17 protein-coding genes and 1 pseudogene are annotated in these 18,384 nt (G+C 36.0%); 12 read left to right on the top strand and 6 right to left on the bottom strand.

What is annotated here, in order from left to right; translation table 11 throughout:
• Positions 1-12 precede the first annotated feature (12 nt).
• On the top strand, positions 13-684 hold the full coding sequence (locus tag DDF69_RS07810; protein ID WP_114820295.1) for a porin family protein: 672 nt from the start codon (positions 13-15) through the stop codon (positions 682-684).
• 90 nt (positions 685-774) lie between these two features.
• Here DDF69_RS07810 and DDF69_RS07805 read toward each other — a convergent pair whose 3' ends face one another.
• The 3 genes from DDF69_RS07805 to DDF69_RS07795 form a co-directional block, all read right to left on the bottom strand.
• Entirely contained in the window at positions 775-2,085 is a 1,311-nt protein-coding gene (locus tag DDF69_RS07805) for an ABC transporter permease (protein WP_114820294.1), read from the bottom strand.
• Positions 2,086-2,089: 4 nt separating this feature from the next.
• Positions 2,090-3,001: an ABC transporter ATP-binding protein gene (locus DDF69_RS07800; RefSeq protein WP_034699178.1), complete on the bottom strand. Its 912-nt coding sequence runs from the start codon at positions 2,999-3,001 to the stop codon at positions 2,090-2,092.
• A 109-nt stretch (positions 3,002-3,110) separates the two neighbouring features.
• Positions 3,111-3,461 (bottom strand): T9SS type A sorting domain-containing protein, encoded by a 351-nt coding sequence (locus tag DDF69_RS07795; protein WP_034699180.1) that lies wholly within the window; start codon positions 3,459-3,461, stop codon positions 3,111-3,113.
• A 118-nt stretch (positions 3,462-3,579) separates the two neighbouring features.
• On the opposite strand from DDF69_RS07795, the gene hemB reads away from it, so the two are divergent.
• The gene (hemB, locus tag DDF69_RS07790) at positions 3,580-4,569 is read left to right on the top strand and encodes a porphobilinogen synthase (protein ID WP_114820293.1); all 990 of its coding nucleotides are present in this window, start codon (positions 3,580-3,582) and stop codon (positions 4,567-4,569) included.
• A gap of 80 nt (positions 4,570-4,649) precedes the next feature.
• On the opposite strand, the gene DDF69_RS07785 is transcribed toward hemB, so the two are convergent.
• The gene (locus tag DDF69_RS07785; RefSeq protein WP_114820292.1) at positions 4,650-4,943 is read right to left on the bottom strand and encodes a TM2 domain-containing protein; all 294 of its coding nucleotides are present in this window, start codon (positions 4,941-4,943) and stop codon (positions 4,650-4,652) included.
• A gap of 152 nt (positions 4,944-5,095) precedes the next feature.
• Here DDF69_RS07785 and lptB point away from each other — a divergent pair.
• The 4 genes and pseudogenes from lptB to DDF69_RS07765 all read left to right on the top strand — a co-directional run.
• Positions 5,096-5,821 (top strand): annotated as a pseudogene (gene lptB, locus DDF69_RS07780) (LPS export ABC transporter ATP-binding protein); the annotation flags it as partial.
• A 336-nt stretch (positions 5,822-6,157) separates the two neighbouring features.
• Complete coding sequence (locus DDF69_RS07775; protein ID WP_114820290.1) at positions 6,158-6,409, top strand: hypothetical protein; 252 nt, start codon at positions 6,158-6,160, stop codon at positions 6,407-6,409.
• A gap of 162 nt (positions 6,410-6,571) precedes the next feature.
• Positions 6,572-8,299 carry an ABC transporter ATP-binding protein gene (locus DDF69_RS07770; RefSeq protein ID WP_114820469.1) on the top strand — a complete coding sequence of 576 codons (1,728 nt, stop codon included), beginning with the start codon at positions 6,572-6,574 and terminating at the stop codon, positions 8,297-8,299.
• Positions 8,300-8,361: 62 nt separating this feature from the next.
• Positions 8,362-9,315, top strand: coding sequence for a helix-turn-helix transcriptional regulator (locus tag DDF69_RS07765; protein WP_114820289.1), 954 nt, complete (start codon positions 8,362-8,364; stop codon positions 9,313-9,315).
• 162 nt (positions 9,316-9,477) lie between these two features.
• Here DDF69_RS07765 and DDF69_RS07760 read toward each other — a convergent pair whose 3' ends face one another.
• A complete protein-coding gene (locus DDF69_RS07760; protein ID WP_114820288.1) occupies positions 9,478-9,969 on the bottom strand; it encodes a DinB family protein in 492 nt (163 codons plus the stop codon).
• 171 nt (positions 9,970-10,140) lie between these two features.
• Here DDF69_RS07760 and DDF69_RS07755 point away from each other — a divergent pair, with 171 nt between their 5' ends.
• The 6 genes from DDF69_RS07755 to DDF69_RS07730 all read left to right on the top strand — a co-directional run bounded on the left by DDF69_RS07755 (position 10,141) and on the right by DDF69_RS07730 (position 17,467).
• On the top strand, positions 10,141-10,725 hold the full coding sequence (locus DDF69_RS07755) for a hypothetical protein (RefSeq protein ID WP_114820287.1): 585 nt from the start codon (positions 10,141-10,143) through the stop codon (positions 10,723-10,725).
• Positions 10,726-11,071: 346 nt separating this feature from the next.
• Complete coding sequence (locus tag DDF69_RS07750) at positions 11,072-13,492, top strand: TonB-dependent receptor plug domain-containing protein (protein ID WP_114820286.1); 2,421 nt, start codon at positions 11,072-11,074, stop codon at positions 13,490-13,492.
• Positions 13,493-13,682: 190 nt separating this feature from the next.
• A complete protein-coding gene (locus tag DDF69_RS07745) occupies positions 13,683-14,252 on the top strand; it encodes a cob(I)yrinic acid a,c-diamide adenosyltransferase (protein WP_034699206.1) in 570 nt (189 codons plus the stop codon).
• Positions 14,242-14,889, top strand: coding sequence for a thiamine diphosphokinase (locus DDF69_RS07740; protein WP_114820285.1), 648 nt, complete (start codon positions 14,242-14,244; stop codon positions 14,887-14,889). Before DDF69_RS07745 ends, DDF69_RS07740 begins: the two co-directional genes overlap by 11 nt.
• A gap of 185 nt (positions 14,890-15,074) precedes the next feature.
• A complete protein-coding gene (locus DDF69_RS07735) occupies positions 15,075-15,950 on the top strand; it encodes a tyrosine-protein phosphatase (RefSeq protein WP_114820284.1) in 876 nt (291 codons plus the stop codon).
• 122 nt (positions 15,951-16,072) lie between these two features.
• A complete protein-coding gene (locus tag DDF69_RS07730; RefSeq protein ID WP_114820283.1) occupies positions 16,073-17,467 on the top strand; it encodes an arginine decarboxylase in 1,395 nt (464 codons plus the stop codon).
• A 193-nt stretch (positions 17,468-17,660) separates the two neighbouring features.
• Here the strand turns inward: DDF69_RS07730 and DDF69_RS07725 are convergent, their stop codons facing one another.
• Positions 17,661-18,320, bottom strand: a complete 660-nt coding sequence (locus tag DDF69_RS07725; RefSeq protein ID WP_114820282.1) for an HAD family hydrolase — start codon at positions 18,318-18,320, stop codon at positions 17,661-17,663.
• Positions 18,321-18,384 lie beyond the last annotated feature (64 nt).

Below are 18,384 nucleotides of genomic sequence, written 5' to 3'. Positions count from 1 at the left end.
AAAACCCAACATATGAAAAAACTTTTATTAGCCTCAGCTTTAATGCTTTCTGCTTTATCATTTGCACAGGTGCAGTGGAAAAGTACAAGATTCGGAGTAACAGGAGGTTTAAACTACTCCAGAGTATCTAACGCCCACAATCCTTCAGGCCCAAGATACACTTTCCAGGCTGGAGCTTTGGCATTGATCCCCGTAGGAAAGGCAAACCAATTCTTTATCCAACCTGAAGTAGAGTACTATGGTGCAGGAGAAACAGGGAAAGATAAAGATGCTAAAGGTGTAAACGGTTATGATGCATTATATGCTAATAACTACCTGAGTGTGCCTCTTTATTTCAAAGGATATTTTTCTGAAGCAGAATCAGAATTCTTTGGATTAATAGGACCTAGATTTAATTTCTTGCTGAATCAGAACGTGAAAGACGCTCCTGTAAGCAGACCGTATTATGACCCGGATGTTACCGATCCTAACCAGCCGGCAGGCGTAAATGGTAAGGCGAAGAGCTTTAACTGGGGACTTGGACTGGGAGTAGGATACAGCTACAAAAGACAACTTGAAGTAGCATTAAAATACGACTTAGGTCTAAGTGATACCTATCCTGGTCTCGCTAAAGAAACTAAGGGTACAGATAAGAAAAAATCAGAACAGGTAATCGCACTTACTTTAAGCTATATATTCAAATAGAATATTTTCAGAATATAAAAAGTCCCGGAAACTCTAGTTTCCGGGATTTTTTTTTGGTATGTTGTATCAATAATTTTCGCTTTTAATTTCCTACCCTTTAATCCATTTCCAAAGCTCTTTTAATGTAGCTTTATTCCCGTACATCAAAATACCTACACGATAGATTTTTCCGGCAAGGAAGATCATAAAAATAGTAGTTACCAGCAACAATCCTATAGACAATGCAATCTGCCATGCAGGAACCCCAAACGGAATTCGGGCAATCATAGCAACCGGCGAAGTAAACGGGATGATGGATAGCCAGAAGCCTAAAGGACCTTCAGGATTATTCATCAATGTAAAACTCCCATACATTCCTAATGTTAATGGCAGAATAGCAAATAAAGTAAACTGCTGGGTTTCTGTTTCGTTATCCACTGCAGACCCAATGGCTGCATAAATAGAACTATAGAAGATATATCCTAAAAGGAAAAATACGATGAATACAAAGATGATTAACGGAAAATTCAGCTCCAGCAGACTATGTGAAATCTGAGTCGCAAGCTGTCCCATGTCCAGTTTACTTGCCATCTCTTCATTTCCCCCCGGAATATTCTTCTGAAGAGGAGAAAAGCCTGTATTGAGTACCAATGCACCAATAACAGACATGGTAATCCAGATCAGAAACTGGGTCAGTGCAACCATGGTTACTCCCAGAATTTTACCCATCATCAGTTCAAAAGGTTTTACAGAAGAAATGATGATCTCTACAACACGGTTATTTTTCTCTTCAAGCACACTTCTCATTACCCTTACTCCATAAATAATAATGAACATAAACGTAACATACATCAGTACCATACTCAATCCGGATTTCACTCCGAAAACAAGATCTGAATCCTCTTTATTATTATCCGTAACGTTGATGGTTTTTAAGGTAAAGTTTTTATCAAGATCATTTAATTGAGTTTCCTTAATACCCAGCTGCTTGATCTTTTCTTTTCGGACAACATTACTGATATCAGATACAATTTGTTGTTTGGTATCAAATCCTATTTTGCTGTTGATAATTAGCCTGGCTTCTTTTTCAAGAGCATCAAAATTCTCATTTTTCAGCGGAGGAAGAATCAGGATACCATCCAGAGATTCATTGCCTTTTAAATTATTAATCTTGGACTTCTCATCAGCCGCAGAAACAAAAACGTAGTTTAATTTATCGTTCGATTGAAGCTGATTGGTAAACAATCCACTCTTATCAACCACTTCTATAATACTGTGTGACTCATTCGCCTTAAACATTAATCCTACAACTGCTCCGAAAGCTATAATCAGGACAGGGGCAAGCAGGGTCAATATGATGAAAGATTTTTTCTTCACCTGCGTAAGAAACTCTCTCTTGGTAATTAAAAAAATATTATTCATAAAATTAAGAATGGTTACTTACAGCATTAATAAACACTTCATTCATACTGGGAATTCTTTCGTCGAACGATCTCACTTTACCTACCTGTACAAGATCAAGAAGAACATTATTCTGGCTCTCCTCATTTTTCAGGTCAAAAGAAACAAGATTATTTTCATTGGAAAGGTTAAAGATCTCATATTTGTTTTTGAAATTTTCAAACTGATCATTGCTTACTTCAGAAAGTGTAATTCCAAAAATATTTTTCTTAAATTTTTCTCTTACATCAAAAACCCTCCCGTCAATAATTTTTTTTGAATTGTTGATCAACGCAACATAATCACACATTTCCTCCACACTTTCCATTCTGTGGGTAGAAAGAATAATGGTCGTTCCGTTATTTTTAAGATCAATGATCTGATCTTTAATCAAGTTGGCATTCACCGGATCAAAACCTGAAAATGGCTCATCAAGAATTAAAAGATGAGGTCTGTGAAGAACGGTTACCACAAACTGGATTTTTTGTGCCATACCTTTAGAAAGTTCAGAAAGCTTTTTCTTCCACCACTGATCGATGTTCAGCTTTTCAAACCATTTTTTGGCTTCATTCAAGGCATCACTTTTTTTCATGCCTTTCAGTTCCCCGAAATAGAGAATCTGGTCACCAACAGTCATGTTTTTGTACAGCCCTCTTTCTTCAGGCATATAGCCAATATCTTTAATATGACTTGGATTAAGCTTTTGGCCATTGATATGGATTTCACCAGAATCTGCCTGAGTAATTTGGTTAATGATGCGGATAAAAGAAGTTTTTCCGGCTCCGTTAGGACCTAAAAGGCCATAAATACTGCCTTTTGGGACATGGATGCTGAAATCATCCAGAGCGACCTTTTTTCCGGCATTATAGGTCTTTTTAATATGTTCAGCTTTTAGCATTAAATGGTTTCTTTTTACTATTAGTATGAAAAAGTCCCGAAAGTTACGGAAATATTAAAACAGAATTAATGTAAAAAGAAAAAATCCTGATGATTATCAGGATTTTAATTTATTGTTTCACGATTTGAGTAACTTTCTGTGTGTTGTCACTTAAAATATATCGGATCATATATTTTCCGGGCTTCAATTTTTCAATGTTAATCTCGCCGGAATTCATATTTACCGTATAACTAGCGACCTGCATACCCAAAATTGAATAAAAAGTCACACTTTTGATTCTTAAAGAAGAATCTTTTGCCTTAATAATAAGGAAATCCTTTGCAGGATTTGGATAGGCAAGCAATACACCATCATCTGCTTTTTGAGTGATGGAACCCGGCTCTCTAAGCTGAGCTTTGAAATTGTTGGAAAATCCAACAAAAGTGCCTACAAATAGAAATAAAAGTAAAAGTTTTTTCATCAAATTTATAATTTCTCGAATATATATAACAAATGTAATACATTCTGCAATTTCGTACAATAGTTTTTTGCAGAACTTATATTAAATTTGTAGAAACTTATTCAAAAAGTATTCCAAAATGATACATTCAAGAAATAGAAGACTTAGAGTTAATGAATCTATCAGAGGTTTGGTAAGAGAAAATGTGCTTACAACTGATGATTTTGTAATGCCGATCTTCGTAATGGAGGGCGAAAACAAGCAGGAGGCAATCCCGTCTATGCCGGGAATTTTTAGGCGCAGTATAGATTTAACAGTGAAGGAATGTAAGGAATTATTTTCTTTGGGAGTAAAAGCTGTCAATTTGTACATGAAAGTGTCAGAACATCTGAAAGACAACACAGGAAAAGAAGCCTGGAATAAAGACGGATTGATGCAGAACACCATCAAAGCCATCAAAGATGCCGTTCCCGGAATGATTGTGATGCCCGATGTAGCCTTAGATCCTTATTCAATCTACGGTCACGACGGAATTATTGAAAACGGAAAAGTTTTAAATGATGCTACCAATGATGCACTGGCAAGAATGTCGGTATCTCATGCAGAAGCAGGAGCCGATCTTGTAGCACCAAGTGATATGATGGATGGCAGAGTAATGGTCATTCGTGAAGCTTTGGAAGAAAGCGGATTTACAGATGTAGGAATTGTAAGTTATGCTGCCAAATATGCAAGTTCTTTCTATGGTCCTTTCAGAAGTGCTTTAGACAGTGCTCCGAAAGATGATATGGAAATTCCAAAGGATAAAAAAACATATCAGATGGATTTCCACAACTCACGCGAAGCCCTGAATGAAGTATTTAAAGATATAGATGAAGGTGCAGATGTGATTATGATTAAACCAGGACTTCCTTACCTTGATATCGTTTCCAAAGTACGTGAAGCCATCGATCTTCCGATTGCGGTATACAATGTAAGCGGAGAATATGCCATGGTAAAAGCAGCTGCCCAAAACGGATGGCTGGATAATGACAAAACGATCATTGAAAGCTTGACCTGTTTCAAGAGAGCTGGTGCAGATATGATCTTTACTTATTTTGCAAAAGAAGCAGCTATTCTTTTAAATAAATAATGATTAAATTCATTCAGATAAAAAAGAGACTACTCAATGGGTAGTCTCTTTTTATTTCTAACGAGGTGATGATAATTTTTTTATAACCATCCTTTTTTTCCATAGACATACGTGTCATCGAATTGTTTATCGCTCATAAAAAGATAGAGAATTCCCTCAATAAAAGGAATAATTGAAGCCGCACCAAAAGTAACGACATTCAGGACCAGCTGAATAATTCCCTCCTTTGTATATCCAAGATAAAATTTATTTAAAGCCAGCCATCCCACAAGAATGCCCAATATAGCGGCAGGGATTTTCTTTTCCGAACGGTAAGGAACATTGCTTTGCTGGTTGTGTACATTTTCTGTTTTTGTATACCCGTAATTTTCCATTTCTTACTATTTATAATTGATTGATGTTTTACGATAAGTAGATTAAAGTAGTGAAAAGTTACAATAGGTTGTAAATGAATAAGTTTGCGTTTAAAGTAAACAAGTTGATATTAACCTATAAGTGAAGTTTATATTTTTGATATATTTGCCCTATGATTTTACGAGGAGAAAACTTAATCAAGGAATACGGTCCTAAAAAAGTTGTAAAAGGCGTTTCTGTACAGGTTCAACAGGGAGAAATTGTTGGTTTGCTGGGTCCGAACGGAGCAGGAAAAACCACATCGTTTTATATGATTGTAGGGTTGGTTAAGCCCACTTCAGGAAAAATTTTCTTAGACAAGCAGGAGATTACTACCGATGCCATGTACCGAAGAGCCCAAAAGGGAATAGGGTATCTGGCTCAGGAAGCTTCGGTTTTCAGAAAGTTATCGGTGGAAGAAAACATTATGGGAGTATTGCAGCTGACCAAGCTTTCTAAGCGTGAACAGCAGATCAAATGTGATGAACTGATTGAGGAGTTCTCTTTGCAGCATGTCCGTAAAAACAGAGGAGATCTTCTTTCCGGAGGAGAAAGACGTAGAACCGAAATTGCACGCTGTCTTGCCACAAGCCCCAACTTTATTCTTCTGGATGAGCCTTTCGCTGGGGTAGACCCGATTGCCGTAGAAGATATTCAGAAAATTGTAAGAAGCCTTGTTGATAAAAATATCGGAATTCTGATTACCGACCACAACGTACAGCAGACTTTAGCAATCACCAATAAAACCTATATCATGTTTGAAGGAAAGATCCTGAAAGAAGGACTTCCGGAAGATCTTGCCAATGACCCGCAGGTAAGAGAAGCTTATCTGGGTGAAAACTTTGTCTATCAGAGTATTCTGGATAAACCTAAAAAGAAGAAATACGCTTACAATATCTGGGCTGGTAACTTTGATTCAAAATCACAGCTGCAGGGATTTGTCAATGAAAATTTTAGTCAGTTTGATGATCTTAGATTGTTGCATGGCTTTGAAGAAGTCAGCTTTGCCACCTTAGCGAATTCTGAAATTGAACATATTTTTAATGATGTAGTGGATAAGAACGCCAACAATTCATTTGTTTTGCAGAAAAAGGAAATCAATTCCCAATATTCTTTAGAACAGGCAGAAGCAGAATCTAAAGAAGCCAGCAGAAAAGAGCTGCATTATCTTACTACTTATTTATTTGAAGGATAAATGGATGATCTTTATAGATATGAAGATTTTCAAGTAGGAACCAAAGTTTATTTGGATAATGAATATGGTATTATAATGGATGTCCAATTCCATGAAAGTTCAACCGTAATTCGCTGGGATACACCTGTTGAAAATGATTTTGAAGATTGGTTAGGAATGTGGGGGCCTTTTGTACAAATGGGAGGGAAGATAATTGATCCAAACTACCAATTCAAATACATTAATGACGATGGTACATTGAAAGATTTTTAAATAAATCCTAGATGACCAGTTAATAATAATTCGTACCTTTTTCTTTTGAAAGCGGTACGTTTTTCATTTAAAATGATTTCTATGGCTAAACCTTTTAACAGAACCGTTACCTTATTCGGAATCTATAAACAACTTGTTCCATTCATCAGACCTTATCGTCCCATGATTTATGGCACCCTGTTTCTTACTTTTCTGGGTGCTCTGGCAGCACAGGTCAACCCGATTGTTCTGAAATACACGGTGGATGAAGTTACCAAGCTTACCCATCTTCCACATCCGATGTCGGAGGGAATTCATATTCTCATTATCATTTCCATTATTTTACTGGGGAAAGAATTGTTGAATATCTTTATCAACTTCGGACAGAAATTTTATGGCGAAAAAATCAGGATTAATGTGAGCTCTGTATTGGCACAATCAGCCATTGATAAAATTTTAACCTATAGGGTTGCTTATTTTAATGATGAAAATCATGAGTCCGGAAAATTACAGATCAGAATCGATCGTGGAATAGAAAGTCTTACCAGATTGGTTCAGAACTTTTTTATTGATATCCTTCCTCTTTTTTCCAATGCCATTATTGCCCTCATCATTATGTATATGCAGAATGTGTATGTTGGATTGGTTTCTACGATTATTGTTCCGATCTATTTTTACATCAGCTCTCTGCAGGCTAAAAAACTGGGTGGGGTAAGACGTCAGCTTAGAAATCAGAGAGAAAGAAAAACGTCAGGACTTTTGAACCTGATCAATTCTATTATGGTGATTAAAAGCTTTGTCCGTGAAAAATTTGAAGGGAAAAAACAATATGACCTTCAGATGGAGCTGATGGAAAGCCAGATGATTACAAGAAGAACCAATTTTATTTATGATGGTTTAAAAACTTTCATTGAACAGTTTGGGGTTGTTTTGATTATCCTTTTAACCGTTTATCTGGTGCTGGATCAGCAAATGACCATAGGGGCAATCATGCTTCATATTATGCTTTTTAACAATGTTTCGGCGCCTATTCGTCAGCTTCACCGGATTTATGATGATATGAACGATGCCATGATTTATGCCGAAGGGTATTTTGATATTCTTAATGCAGATAGTGAGACAGAATCAAATGGTACTTTTGTAGAAAAAGAAATCAAAGGAAACTTTGAATTGAAAAATGTTGATTTTACTTACCATAACGGTACAAAAGCTTTACATAATGTTTCCATGAAAATTGAAAACGGAAAAACAACAGCTTTGGTAGGATTAAGTGGTGCAGGAAAGTCAACGGTTATCAATCTTTTATGTAAATTCTATCTTCCGGATTCCGGAGAAATTCTTCTGGATGGGGTAAACCTTAATGAATATGACAATACATTTCTGAGAAGCGATCTTGGGCTGGTGCTTCAGAGAAATCATATCTTTCAGGGAAGTATAGAAGATAATATCAGATATGGAGATATGAATGCCAGTTTCGAAGAAATCGAGGAAGCTGCAAAAAAAGCTTATCTGCACGAACAGATTATGGATCTTCCGGAAAAATATCAGCATGATGCTACCCAACTTTCAGGGGGACAACAACAGAGGATTGCCATTGCAAGACTATTTCTTAAAAATCCTCCAATCATTTTTCTGGATGAACCTACAGCCAGTCTGGATGCTATTGCTACCGAACAGATCAAGAATTCTCTGGATGCGATCAAAGAAGGCAGAACAGTGATCATCATTTCTCATTCCCTGTCACAGATTTTAGATTCAGATACCATTTATGTCATGAAAAAAGGTAGAGTGGTGGAAAATGGAACTCATGATGAGCTTTACAATAAAGAAGGAACGTACCGCGAGATTTTTGATGCCTCAGCCCGCAGCCTTAATCTTGATAAACTGGTGAATACTTTTAAAGAAAATTAAAGTCAAAAAGCCCTCTCATTTATAAGTCATACCTCAAAAAAGAATTTTAGCTTTGTTCCATCATGAACGATCACTATTTAAAAAAGCTCGATAGGGTAACAGCTATCCTTACCCAATTACAGTCGAAACCTGTTGTACGGGCACAGGATCTTGCTGAAAAATTCGATGTAAGCATCAGAACCATTTACCGTGATGTGAAAACCCTGGAAAATGCGGGGATTCCTATTGTTGGAGAAGCGGGAAATGGGTATTCTTTAATGGATGGTTACAAACTTCCTCCCATTATGTTTACCAAAGAAGAAGTGTTAAGTTTCATTACCGCTGAAAAACTGATGCAGAAATTTTCCCACCAAAGTCTAGGAAATCACTATCAGGCAGCCATGGAAAAGGTTCGGTCGGTATTGAAATATTCTGATAAAAACCTGATTAAAAATATTGAAAAACAGATTGATGTTTTCAGCTTTCATACAGATTCAGGAGATTCTCTTAAAAATGTAATTCCTATTATTCTGGAAAGTATCGCGGAGAAAACCCAGCTCAATATCAGGTATAAGACCGTAGATGAAAGAGTGAATAACAGAACGATTGAAACAGTCGGGATGTTTTTTGAATTTAATATCTGGTACATCATGGCCTACTGTACCCTGAGGAAAGATTTCAGACAGTTTCGTATTGACAGGATTCTGGAGATCTCAAAAACGCAGAATCCTTTCCTGCAGGAATATGGACAAGTGAATGATTACCGTAAAAAATCAAATGGAAATAAGGTTAAAGCCAAACTGCTGGTTGACAAAAAGATCATGAATCACCTGGTAAATTCTAAAAAATATTACGGATTGATAGAGGAAGTAGAAACTGAACAAGGGATGGAACTTACTTTTGAAACAGAATGGATCACTGACGGATTTCCCCGCTGGTTGATCACTTTTGCAGATTATGCTAAAGTTCTGGAACCGGAAAGTCTTCGTGTCCGTTTGAATGAACTGCTTGCAAAAATGGTTGAAAGACATCAATAATAAAACCCCAACAAGACAGCTGTTGAGGTGTAAAGACTTAATTGAAGCAATAAATGAAATGGTTTAAGGAAAAGGCAGAATTGCAAAAAGAGTCAATTTGTTGTGTCGCAAAAAAAGATATAATTTTTGTTACCCTTTCTGCAATTTTACCTTCTCGTTGTATTAAAATCTCTCCCAGAAGAAAGGGGGCTCAATTCCTAAAGCTCTCAGATAAACGTATCCTTGTCCACGGTGATGAACTTCATTATCTACAAAGTAAAGAATGTTCTGGTATACCGGAAATTCATATTGTCCGAATAAATTGAAAGTCTCCTGGAAACGCTCCTCAGAAATCTGATTGAAATAATGGTTGATTACTTCTGTTTCTTCATCCCATTTCTTCAGAATTTCTTCCTTGGTTGTCGGATTGAAGGCTTCTTCACTGTACGCTTCCATATTTCCTTCCACAATACCTTTTAAAGCAGGCCCGCCAATGCTGATCAGTTCTACTGCCAGTTTTGCAAATGGTCTCATTCCGCCTACAGAAAATTCGAATAACTCTTTCTCAGGAAAAGATTCAATCACTCTTCTTGTCAGATTTCTGTGTCCCTGCCAGTCGTTTAATAGCTGTTCAGAAGTCATGAATTGTTTAGTGGCTGTTGCTGTAGTTGTCATAATGTTTTGTTTTTTTGTTTGTTGTTGATACAAAGGTAAGAGAGGGTTATGACAACAGTTTGTCAGCAGTATTTTTCATATTTAAAAAATATTTTTTTCTTTGCTAAAATATCCTGACCTGTTTTTACGTTAGAAAAGAGGATATTAGTAAAAGAATCTCTATTATGAATTATGAAGAAGTATGTTTTGCCTGTTATTGCCGGTTTTTTATTAGTATCATGCAATAAGATTGAGGAAAAAATTGACCAGACTGTTCAGAAAACAACTGAAACAGTACAGCAAAAAACACAGCAGGTTGTTGAAGAAACAGTAAAGAAAACTGTGAATGAATCTATCAATTCTATCACCAATTCCGAAGATGTTAAGTTCAATACCGTTTTCCCTGGTGGCGGAGCTTCCATCGTTTCTGAGGAAAAAGGAAAGAAAATCAATATTCCGGGAAGACCTGAAGGCTATATTTTTAAATATAAAGCTGATATTGCAGTATTGCTTCCTTTTTTAGAAAGCCATCCTGCTTCTGATGAAAGTAAATCTGATAAAACGGCCCGAAAGATTGATGGACAAAACATCATAGATAAAATAAGTTTCCTATCGAAGTTCCTTCCTGACAATACATTTGATGCCAGCATTCTGGAGGATATTAAATCCGATAAAAATATTCAGTATTATAAGCTGAAAAGATTTCCTACCAGTAGTACTATTATCTACAACCCAAAAAATCAGACCATCATACAATACGTAGAGGTAAATAAATAATTTGGATATGGCCGGTTTCTCCCGGCCATTTTTTATTCCCATTCATTTTCCAGTCATAGCAAACCATAAGCGAACCCATCTCAACCCATTGAAAATTACCTTTCAGAACAAATAAAATCATATTTATTTCTGATTTTAACTAATTGATTTTTTTATACAAATGTGATGTTATTGATTTATTTTTTTCATGTTATTAATAAATTACTTTACGTTTTGTGTATTAATTCTTATTTTTCATGAAATGGTATAATTTTCGCAAATATGGAATCAAATTATTATTATATGTTTTGTTTTTGTGGTTAATGTTAATTTTTTTATTAGATTTATTGAATAATTAACAATTGACATGAAAAATAATTTATTTAATGGAAAAATCTATGCATTAGTATTAAGCGGAGCTGGTGCAATGGCATATGCTCAGGATAGCATAAAACAAAATAAAATAGATGAAGTGGTGGTGACTACGGGTAGAACAAAGCCAAGAACCATCATTACCTCAGCAATTCCTATTGATAATATTTCCGCCGTACAATTAAAATCCACAGGGCAGGTTACTTTTGATAAAGCTTTAACGTATGCCGTTCCCTCTTTCAATTCATCACAACAAACCGTTTCTGATGCGACAGCTCACTTTGATCCCGCAGATTTAAGAGGGCTAGGACCTTCCAGAACATTAGTGCTGGTGAATGGTAAAAGAAAAAATCAAAGTGCTTTAATTTATGTAAATGATACCCCGGGAAAAGGTGAAGTAGGTACAGATCTGAAAAGCATTCCTTCAGCAGCTTTGCAAAACGTAGAAGTATTGAGGGATGGAGCATCTGCACAGTACGGTTCTGATGCTATTGCCGGAGTTATTAATATTATTCTGAAGAACAGTGTGGGGAAAAGTACTGTCAATGTTTTTTCAGGTATTACTTCAAAAGGAGACGGTTTTAATATCGGGGCAGATTTTAATACGGGAATCAGAGTAGCAAAAACCGGAAGTCTGAATCTTACCTTCGGATTTTCCTCTCAAAATAAAACGAACCGCGCAGGTTCTGTTACAAAAGATGAACTTTTTGGTGTGGATAATGCCTGGACGCAAGCCAATCCTGGTTTAGGAATGATTATTGGGCAGCCGGAAACCAAAGTGGGCAATATGTTTGTGAATTTTGAGCTGCCAACAGGTGAAACAGGCAAATTTTATGCTTTTGGGGGGACAACTTACAGAAATGGGACCAGTTTTGCTTTGTACAGAACACCTTATTGGGTACCTTCAGATTTTGGTTTATTAACTCCAAAAGGACAACCTTACAACGGATTTCAACCGGAATTTAAAACAGATGTTTATGATTATAATTTAACCTCCGGATGGAAAGGGATGTTTGGAAAATGGAGTTTTGATGGAAGTGCAACCTTTGGTTCTAATGCTGTAGACTATGCTGTAGCAAATACCATTAATACCTCTTTAGGAGTAAATTCACCAACTTATTTTAAAGCAGGTGGCCACCAGTTCAGTAATATTATAGGAAATATAGATATCAGCCGGGATTTTGGTGCACTTGTTTTAGGAGCAGGAGCCGAAGTGCGTAATGAAAATTATCAGGCAAGGGCAGGAGAAGAAGCATCTTATAAAGGAAGTGGTGCAGAATCTTTTCCAGGACTGCAGCCTCAAAATGAAGTCAATAAAAACCGCCAGAATATCGGAGCTTATTTGAATGCGGAATGGGATGTTACAAAAAACTTATTAGTGGGAGGAACGGTGAGGTATGAAAATTTCAGTGATTTCGGAAATAATGTTTCCTGGAAAGGAAATGCAAGGTATAAATTACTAGATGATAAATTGGTTTTCCGCGGGTCTGTTTCTACAGGATTCCGTGCTCCTTCATTACACCAGATTTATTATTCCAATGTTCAGACTAAAATTACAGGGAATACGGTAGCTAATCAGGGTACTTTTAATAACGACTCTCAAATTATAAGATCTGATCTTGGCGTTCCTAAATTAAATGCTGAAAAAGCCTTTAATATTACCGGGGGATTGGCCGTGAAACCTTTTAAAAACCTTACTATTACTGCAGATTATTATAGAATAAAAATTAAAGACCGTGTACTTTTCTCAGGAGATATCGGGTACAAAACAGGTGCTCCGGGAAGTCCGGATCTTACAAATCCTGTGGAAGTAATATTAAACAATAATAAAATAACCTCGCTGAAGTTTTTCACCAATGCTGTAAATACAGTGACGGAAGGGGTAGATTTCGTAGCTAATTATTATACTTCTGCTATTGGGAAAGGAAAACTGGGAATTATTGCTGCTTTCAATTATAACGAAACTAAAATAGTAGATAATATTGCTGTTCCACCGATTTTGGCTCAAAATGGTTACTCAGAAAACTTTTTTGATCGCAAAGAACAATCCAGGATTATCTCTGCAAGACCAAAAACAAAAACGATTCTGAGTCTTTCGTATGACATTACCAGGTTTAATTTTAACTTAAATAATACGTATTTTGGTTCGGTGACATGGCAGCATGCCACTGATCCTGCCAAAGATCAGACATTCTCCGGTAAAGTAGTTACAGACATTGTTTTAACCTATAAAATCACGAATGATCTTAAAATTTCCGGTGTTGTAAATAATTTATTTAATATTTATCCGGATGTAATAGACAGCAAGGGAGACGTGGTAACAGATCTCGGAGGAAGATTCAAATACCCATGGGAGGTCAATCAGTTTGGTTTTAATGGAACAACTTTTCAACTTAATGTAAATTACACTTTTTAACTCATCAATAAAGAATTGAAATTTGCCTGTTATGCTCTAACAACGATAAAGCAATTTCAAAAGATAGACAATCGACCTTTGTAAAATTGTCTGGCATTAATTAATGTCAGACAATTTTTTTTCAGATAGAATAGGAACTTATTACTACATTTTACTTTTTACATTGTTCAAAAAAAGGTATTTTAGTACTATGAAAATTTATACAAAGACAGGAGATAAAGGTCAGACTGCATTATACGGTGGAACAAGGGTTTCCAAAGCCAGTGCAAGAGTAGACAGTTATGGAAATATAGACGAGTTGAATTCATTCATCGGAATTGCGAAAAGTCATATCGAAGATGAAGAAGTGCTGAGACAGCTGAAGAAAATCCAGTTTGATTTATTCACTGTAGGTTCAGAGGCTGCAACGCCTGTGGATAAGCTGATGCTGGCCAATGGAAAATCACGTCTTCCGATCATTATTTCAGAAACAGAAATTGAAGAGCTGGAACAATGGATGGATGCTTTTGACGAAAAACTTGAGCCGCTTCAGTATTTTATCCTGCCGGGTGGAGGAAAATCGGCAACTTTTTTACATGCGGCAAGAACCATCTGCAGAAGAGCAGAACGTTCATTGGTATTTTTGAATGAATCAGAAGAAGTACGTCCCGAATTGATTAAATATTTAAACAGGCTTTCAGATTATCTTTTTGTATTGGCCAGATATATTTCAAAACTGAACAACGAACCGGAAGAATACTGGAACCCGAATGAGAGATAAAGCATTACTTTTCATCAACGGTGATGCTCCAAAATCATTACCCGATCCGGAAAATTATGGCTTGATTGCCTGTACAGATGGGGCTTTCCATTATTTGAAAAGAATGGGATTTCTGCTGGATAAGCTGGATTTTATATCTGGTGATTTCGATTCTCACTGCGGATCAGATGAAGATTTGTATGAAGGAAAATTTATCCTTACGTTAGATCAGGAAAAAACAGATTTCCATAAAGCATTGGAAATCATTCTGCAAAGAGGCTTTTCAGAAGTCGATGTTTTCGGAGGAAGCGGAGGTGAGCAGGATCATTTTCTGGGAAATCTTACCGTGGCCTATGGCTTCAAGGATCGAATGAATATTAAATTTTATGATGAGTTTTCAGAATATTATTTTATTCCCCATCATTTTACAGTGAAAGGAATGAAAAACAGAATGATCTCTCTCTATCCATTTCCATTAGTGAATAATATTACAACAAAAGGGCTCAACTGGCCTTTGACAAAAGAAAACCTAAGCATTACTTCAAGAATCGGAACCCGGAATTTTGCCGTTGAAGATGAGGTTTCTATAGAGTATGAATCAGGAGATGTTTTGTTTTTTGCAGGAAATAAGGAGATAGAATATCCTACAATCTATTAAAAGGATCTCATTATATATCAATAGAAGCGGGTCTTACCCATTTTAAAAAAAGACTGTCATTAAACACAAATTACACTAATGTTTTTTTCAAATGGCACGAATTTTTACATCAATAGAAACGGGCTTCAGCCCGTTTAATAAAAATAAATACATCCATTGGCTTTAGCCAAAACTTATTAAAAATATTGAATAAACTAATCAAAATATCAGTTTTCACCATTTCATTATGCTGTATTTTCTCATGCAAAACACAGCATTTTGAAACACCGGAATATGGTAAAAATGAAACTGAAAAAGTAATTCATATTAAGAAAGTAACCAATTTCCGTACGGTAGGAAATATCAAAAATGCAGAGGGAAGAACTTTAAAAGAAGGAAAATTCTACCGAAGTGCCCATCTTCATAAGCTTAAAAAGAAATCTTTTGACGATTTTGAAAAACTGGGGATCAAAGAAATTATTGATCTCAGAAACTCAAAAGAAATTACTGAAAAACCGGATCAGATGCCTGTAGAGACAGTATATAAAAAATATTCAGCGTTTGAAGATGAAGGAGATCAGTTGGCTCAGGCTAAAAAACTGGTCCTGAAAGGCAAAGTGAATGCTTCCGACGCCGATAAAAGGATGATCGACTTCTATCGTGAGTATGTGACAGAAAACCCGGAAACGATAAAAAAGATTATTACAGAAATTCTGGAGTCCAAAGATCCGATTCTTTACCACTGTACAGCAGGAAAAGACAGAACCGGAATTACCACCGCACTAATTCTTACCATTCTGAAATTTGATAAAGAGACTATTTACAACGAATATCTTTTATCCAATAATTACAGAAAAAATCTTGTTCAAAAAAGATTACGTCTTGCCAATACCTTACATTTTCTCTATCCTAAAATGGATTTACAGGTGCTGGAAAAATTGAGCTGGGTAGAAAAAAGATACCTTGATGCGGCTTTTGGGGAGATCAATAAAAAGTATGGTTCTACAGATGCTTATATTCAGCAGGCATTGGGGATTTCAGACGCCAAAAGGAATGAATACATTCAAAAGTTTACGTATTGATTATCAGGGATAAATTTCTATAAGATTTAATATTGGGGGTTTATTTAAAATTATAATAATTTTAACACCTAAAAATGAAACTTTTTTAGCAATTTTGCATTTCTTAATTCACTTGTTTAGAAATGAAAATAAAGTACTCGGAACTTATTGATCAGACATTATATTTTCCTACGGAGGAATTTAATGTTTCTGAGAACAATTTGTTGTTTCACGATATTCCATTGATGGATGTGGTTGAACAATTTGGCACTCCGCTAAAGATTAGCTACCTGCCGAGAATTTCTCAAAATATTCAGAAAGCGAAAGGCTGGTTTAAAGAAGCTTTTGAGAAAACCGAATATAAAAAGAATTATACCTATTGCTATTGCACAAAATCCAGTCATTTCAATTTCGTATTGGAAGAAGCTTTAAAGAATGATATTTCGATAGAAACATCGTCTGCTTACGACATGGATATTGTAAAATCTCTTTACGAAAAAGAGAAGGTAGATAAAAACATTGAAGTAATCTGTAATGGTTTCAAAACGGATGATTATCTGACAAAAATTTCAGATATGATCAACAGCGGTTTTGAAAATATTACTCCGATTCTTGATAACTACAGAGAATTGGATAAACTTACGGAAAGCATCGATTCTACCTTTAATATCGGAATCAGAATTGCATCAGAGGAAGAACCGAAGTTCGAATTCTATACCTCAAGACTAGGAATCGGATATAAAGATATCATTCCTTACTATAGTCAGAAGATTGCTGAACACCCGAATGCAAGATTGAAAATGCTTCACTTTTTTATCAATACCGGGATTAAAGATACTTCTTACTATTGGAACGAGTTGTACAAATGTCTTCGTGTATACGCACGTTTGAAGAAAATTGCTCCTGAAGTGGACTCATTGAACATCGGAGGTGGTTTCCCAATCAAAACTTCTTTGAACTTTGATTATGACTACCAGTATATGGTGGAAGAAATCGTTTCTCAGATCAAGAAATTCTGTGAAGAGGAAGGTGTAGAAGAACCTAATATCTATACTGAGTTCGGAAGCTTTACCGTAGGGGAAAGTGGAGCAAATCTTTATAAGATCATTTCTCAGAAACGTCAGAACGACAGAGAAAAATGGAATATGATTGATTCTTCTTTCATGACCACTCTTCCTGATACCTGGGCCATTTCAAGACACTTTATCATGCTTCCGCTTAACCGTTGGGAAGATACATATGAGAGAGTATTCCTTGGAGGACTGACTTGTGACTCGGATGATTACTATAACTCAGAACAACATACCAATGCTATTTATTTGCCGATCTTCAGTGATACAAAACCTTTGTACATCGGATTCTTCCATACAGGAGCGTATCAGGAAACGATCGGAGGATACGGTGGAGTACACCACTGTCTGATGCCTCAGCCGAGACACGTCCTGATTCAGAAAGATGAAAACGGTGAATTGCAATATGAGATTTTCCGTGAGAAACAGGAACCGGAAGATGTATTGAAACTTCTTGGTTATAAATAAGAGTCATTGCGAGGAACGAAAGTGACAAAGCAATCTCATCTTAATCATCTTAACCACTGAATAAAACTTAATGTTTTAAAATTTAACCATTAAGTTTTTGATTAAGAGTTAAGCCAAGTTAAGAATCTTCACTTCGTTCAGATGACAAAGTACATACAAAACAAAAGCTCTCAGAATCTGAGAGCTTTTTTATTTAAAAATATTTTGAAACTTTATCAATTTCGAGATCTTCATAATCAGAAACCACAGTGTCTGCCAACGTGTAATCCTGATTTTTAGAATGAGGACTTCTGTATGCGGCACAGAAAATTTTTGCTCTGTGGGCTGCCAGAATTCCGTTGGTAGAATCCTCAATAACCATACAATTTTCAACAGGTTCTCCTGCCATTTCTGCGGCCAGTAAGAAAACTTCAGGATGAGGTTTTGATTCTTTTAAATCGGCACCGCTGATCTTTCCGCTGAAATATTGCTCCAGTCCGAATTTTTCAAAAACCATATTGATGGTTACCATTGTTGCAGAAGAAGCCAGAATCAGCTTGACTCCATTTTCATGATAATGCTCGATCAGTTTTCTCACTCCCGGAATTAAGTCAAACTCATCATCATTATAAAAATAATCTTTGAAATGAGATCTTTTGATTCCTGCAATGTCTTCATAAGTTTGATTTAAATTAAATTCATTAATCAAAGTTTCAGAGACTCTTTTGGTTGATGCTCCGGTAAAAGAGGTGTACAGTTCTTCGGAAACGGCGATTTCCAATTCATCAAACGTTTTGAAATAAGCTTTTCTATGCAATGGTTCCGTATCTACAATGACACCATCCATATCGAAAAGTACAGCTTTTAAAGGCATATAATGAGTTTTGTACAAAAATAGCTATTTGAGTTGAGAGTGGAAAGGGAATAGATGATAGGTT

Source organism: Chryseobacterium sp. KLBC 52 (assembly GCF_003347605.1).
Lineage (GTDB): Bacteria > Bacteroidota > Bacteroidia > Flavobacteriales > Weeksellaceae > Chryseobacterium.
The sequence above is the reverse complement of the archived record's forward strand: the minus strand, read 5'-3'. Positions and strand labels throughout refer to the sequence as shown.

Bases quoted from the DNA above. Each gene is read 5' to 3' on its own strand.
- DDF69_RS07805 (WP_114820294.1), bottom strand. From the start codon at position 2,085: ATGAATAATATTTTTTTAATTACCAAGAGAGAGTTTCTTACGCAGGTG.
- DDF69_RS07770 (WP_114820469.1), top strand. From the start codon at position 6,572: ATGATTTATGGCACCCTGTTTCTTACTTTTCTGGGTGCTCTGGCAGCA.
- DDF69_RS07730 (WP_114820283.1), top strand. From the start codon at position 16,073: ATGAAAATAAAGTACTCGGAACTTATTGATCAGACATTATATTTTCCT.
- DDF69_RS07795 (WP_034699180.1), bottom strand. From the start codon at position 3,461: ATGAAAAAACTTTTACTTTTATTTCTATTTGTAGGCACTTTTGTTGGA.
- DDF69_RS07745 (WP_034699206.1), top strand. From the start codon at position 13,683: ATGAAAATTTATACAAAGACAGGAGATAAAGGTCAGACTGCATTATAC.
- DDF69_RS07750 (WP_114820286.1), top strand. From the start codon at position 11,072: ATGAAAAATAATTTATTTAATGGAAAAATCTATGCATTAGTATTAAGC.
- DDF69_RS07800 (WP_034699178.1), bottom strand. From the start codon at position 3,001: ATGCTAAAAGCTGAACATATTAAAAAGACCTATAATGCCGGAAAAAAG.
- DDF69_RS07765 (WP_114820289.1), top strand. From the start codon at position 8,362: ATGAACGATCACTATTTAAAAAAGCTCGATAGGGTAACAGCTATCCTT.
- DDF69_RS07725 (WP_114820282.1), bottom strand. From the start codon at position 18,320: ATGCCTTTAAAAGCTGTACTTTTCGATATGGATGGTGTCATTGTAGAT.
- DDF69_RS07810 (WP_114820295.1), top strand. From the start codon at position 13: ATGAAAAAACTTTTATTAGCCTCAGCTTTAATGCTTTCTGCTTTATCA.
- DDF69_RS07785 (WP_114820292.1), bottom strand. From the start codon at position 4,943: ATGGAAAATTACGGGTATACAAAAACAGAAAATGTACACAACCAGCAA.
- DDF69_RS07760 (WP_114820288.1), bottom strand. From the start codon at position 9,969: ATGACAACTACAGCAACAGCCACTAAACAATTCATGACTTCTGAACAG.
- DDF69_RS07740 (WP_114820285.1), top strand. From the start codon at position 14,242: ATGAGAGATAAAGCATTACTTTTCATCAACGGTGATGCTCCAAAATCA.
- hemB (WP_114820293.1), top strand. From the start codon at position 3,580: ATGATACATTCAAGAAATAGAAGACTTAGAGTTAATGAATCTATCAGA.
- DDF69_RS07775 (WP_114820290.1), top strand. From the start codon at position 6,158: ATGGATGATCTTTATAGATATGAAGATTTTCAAGTAGGAACCAAAGTT.
- DDF69_RS07755 (WP_114820287.1), top strand. From the start codon at position 10,141: ATGAAGAAGTATGTTTTGCCTGTTATTGCCGGTTTTTTATTAGTATCA.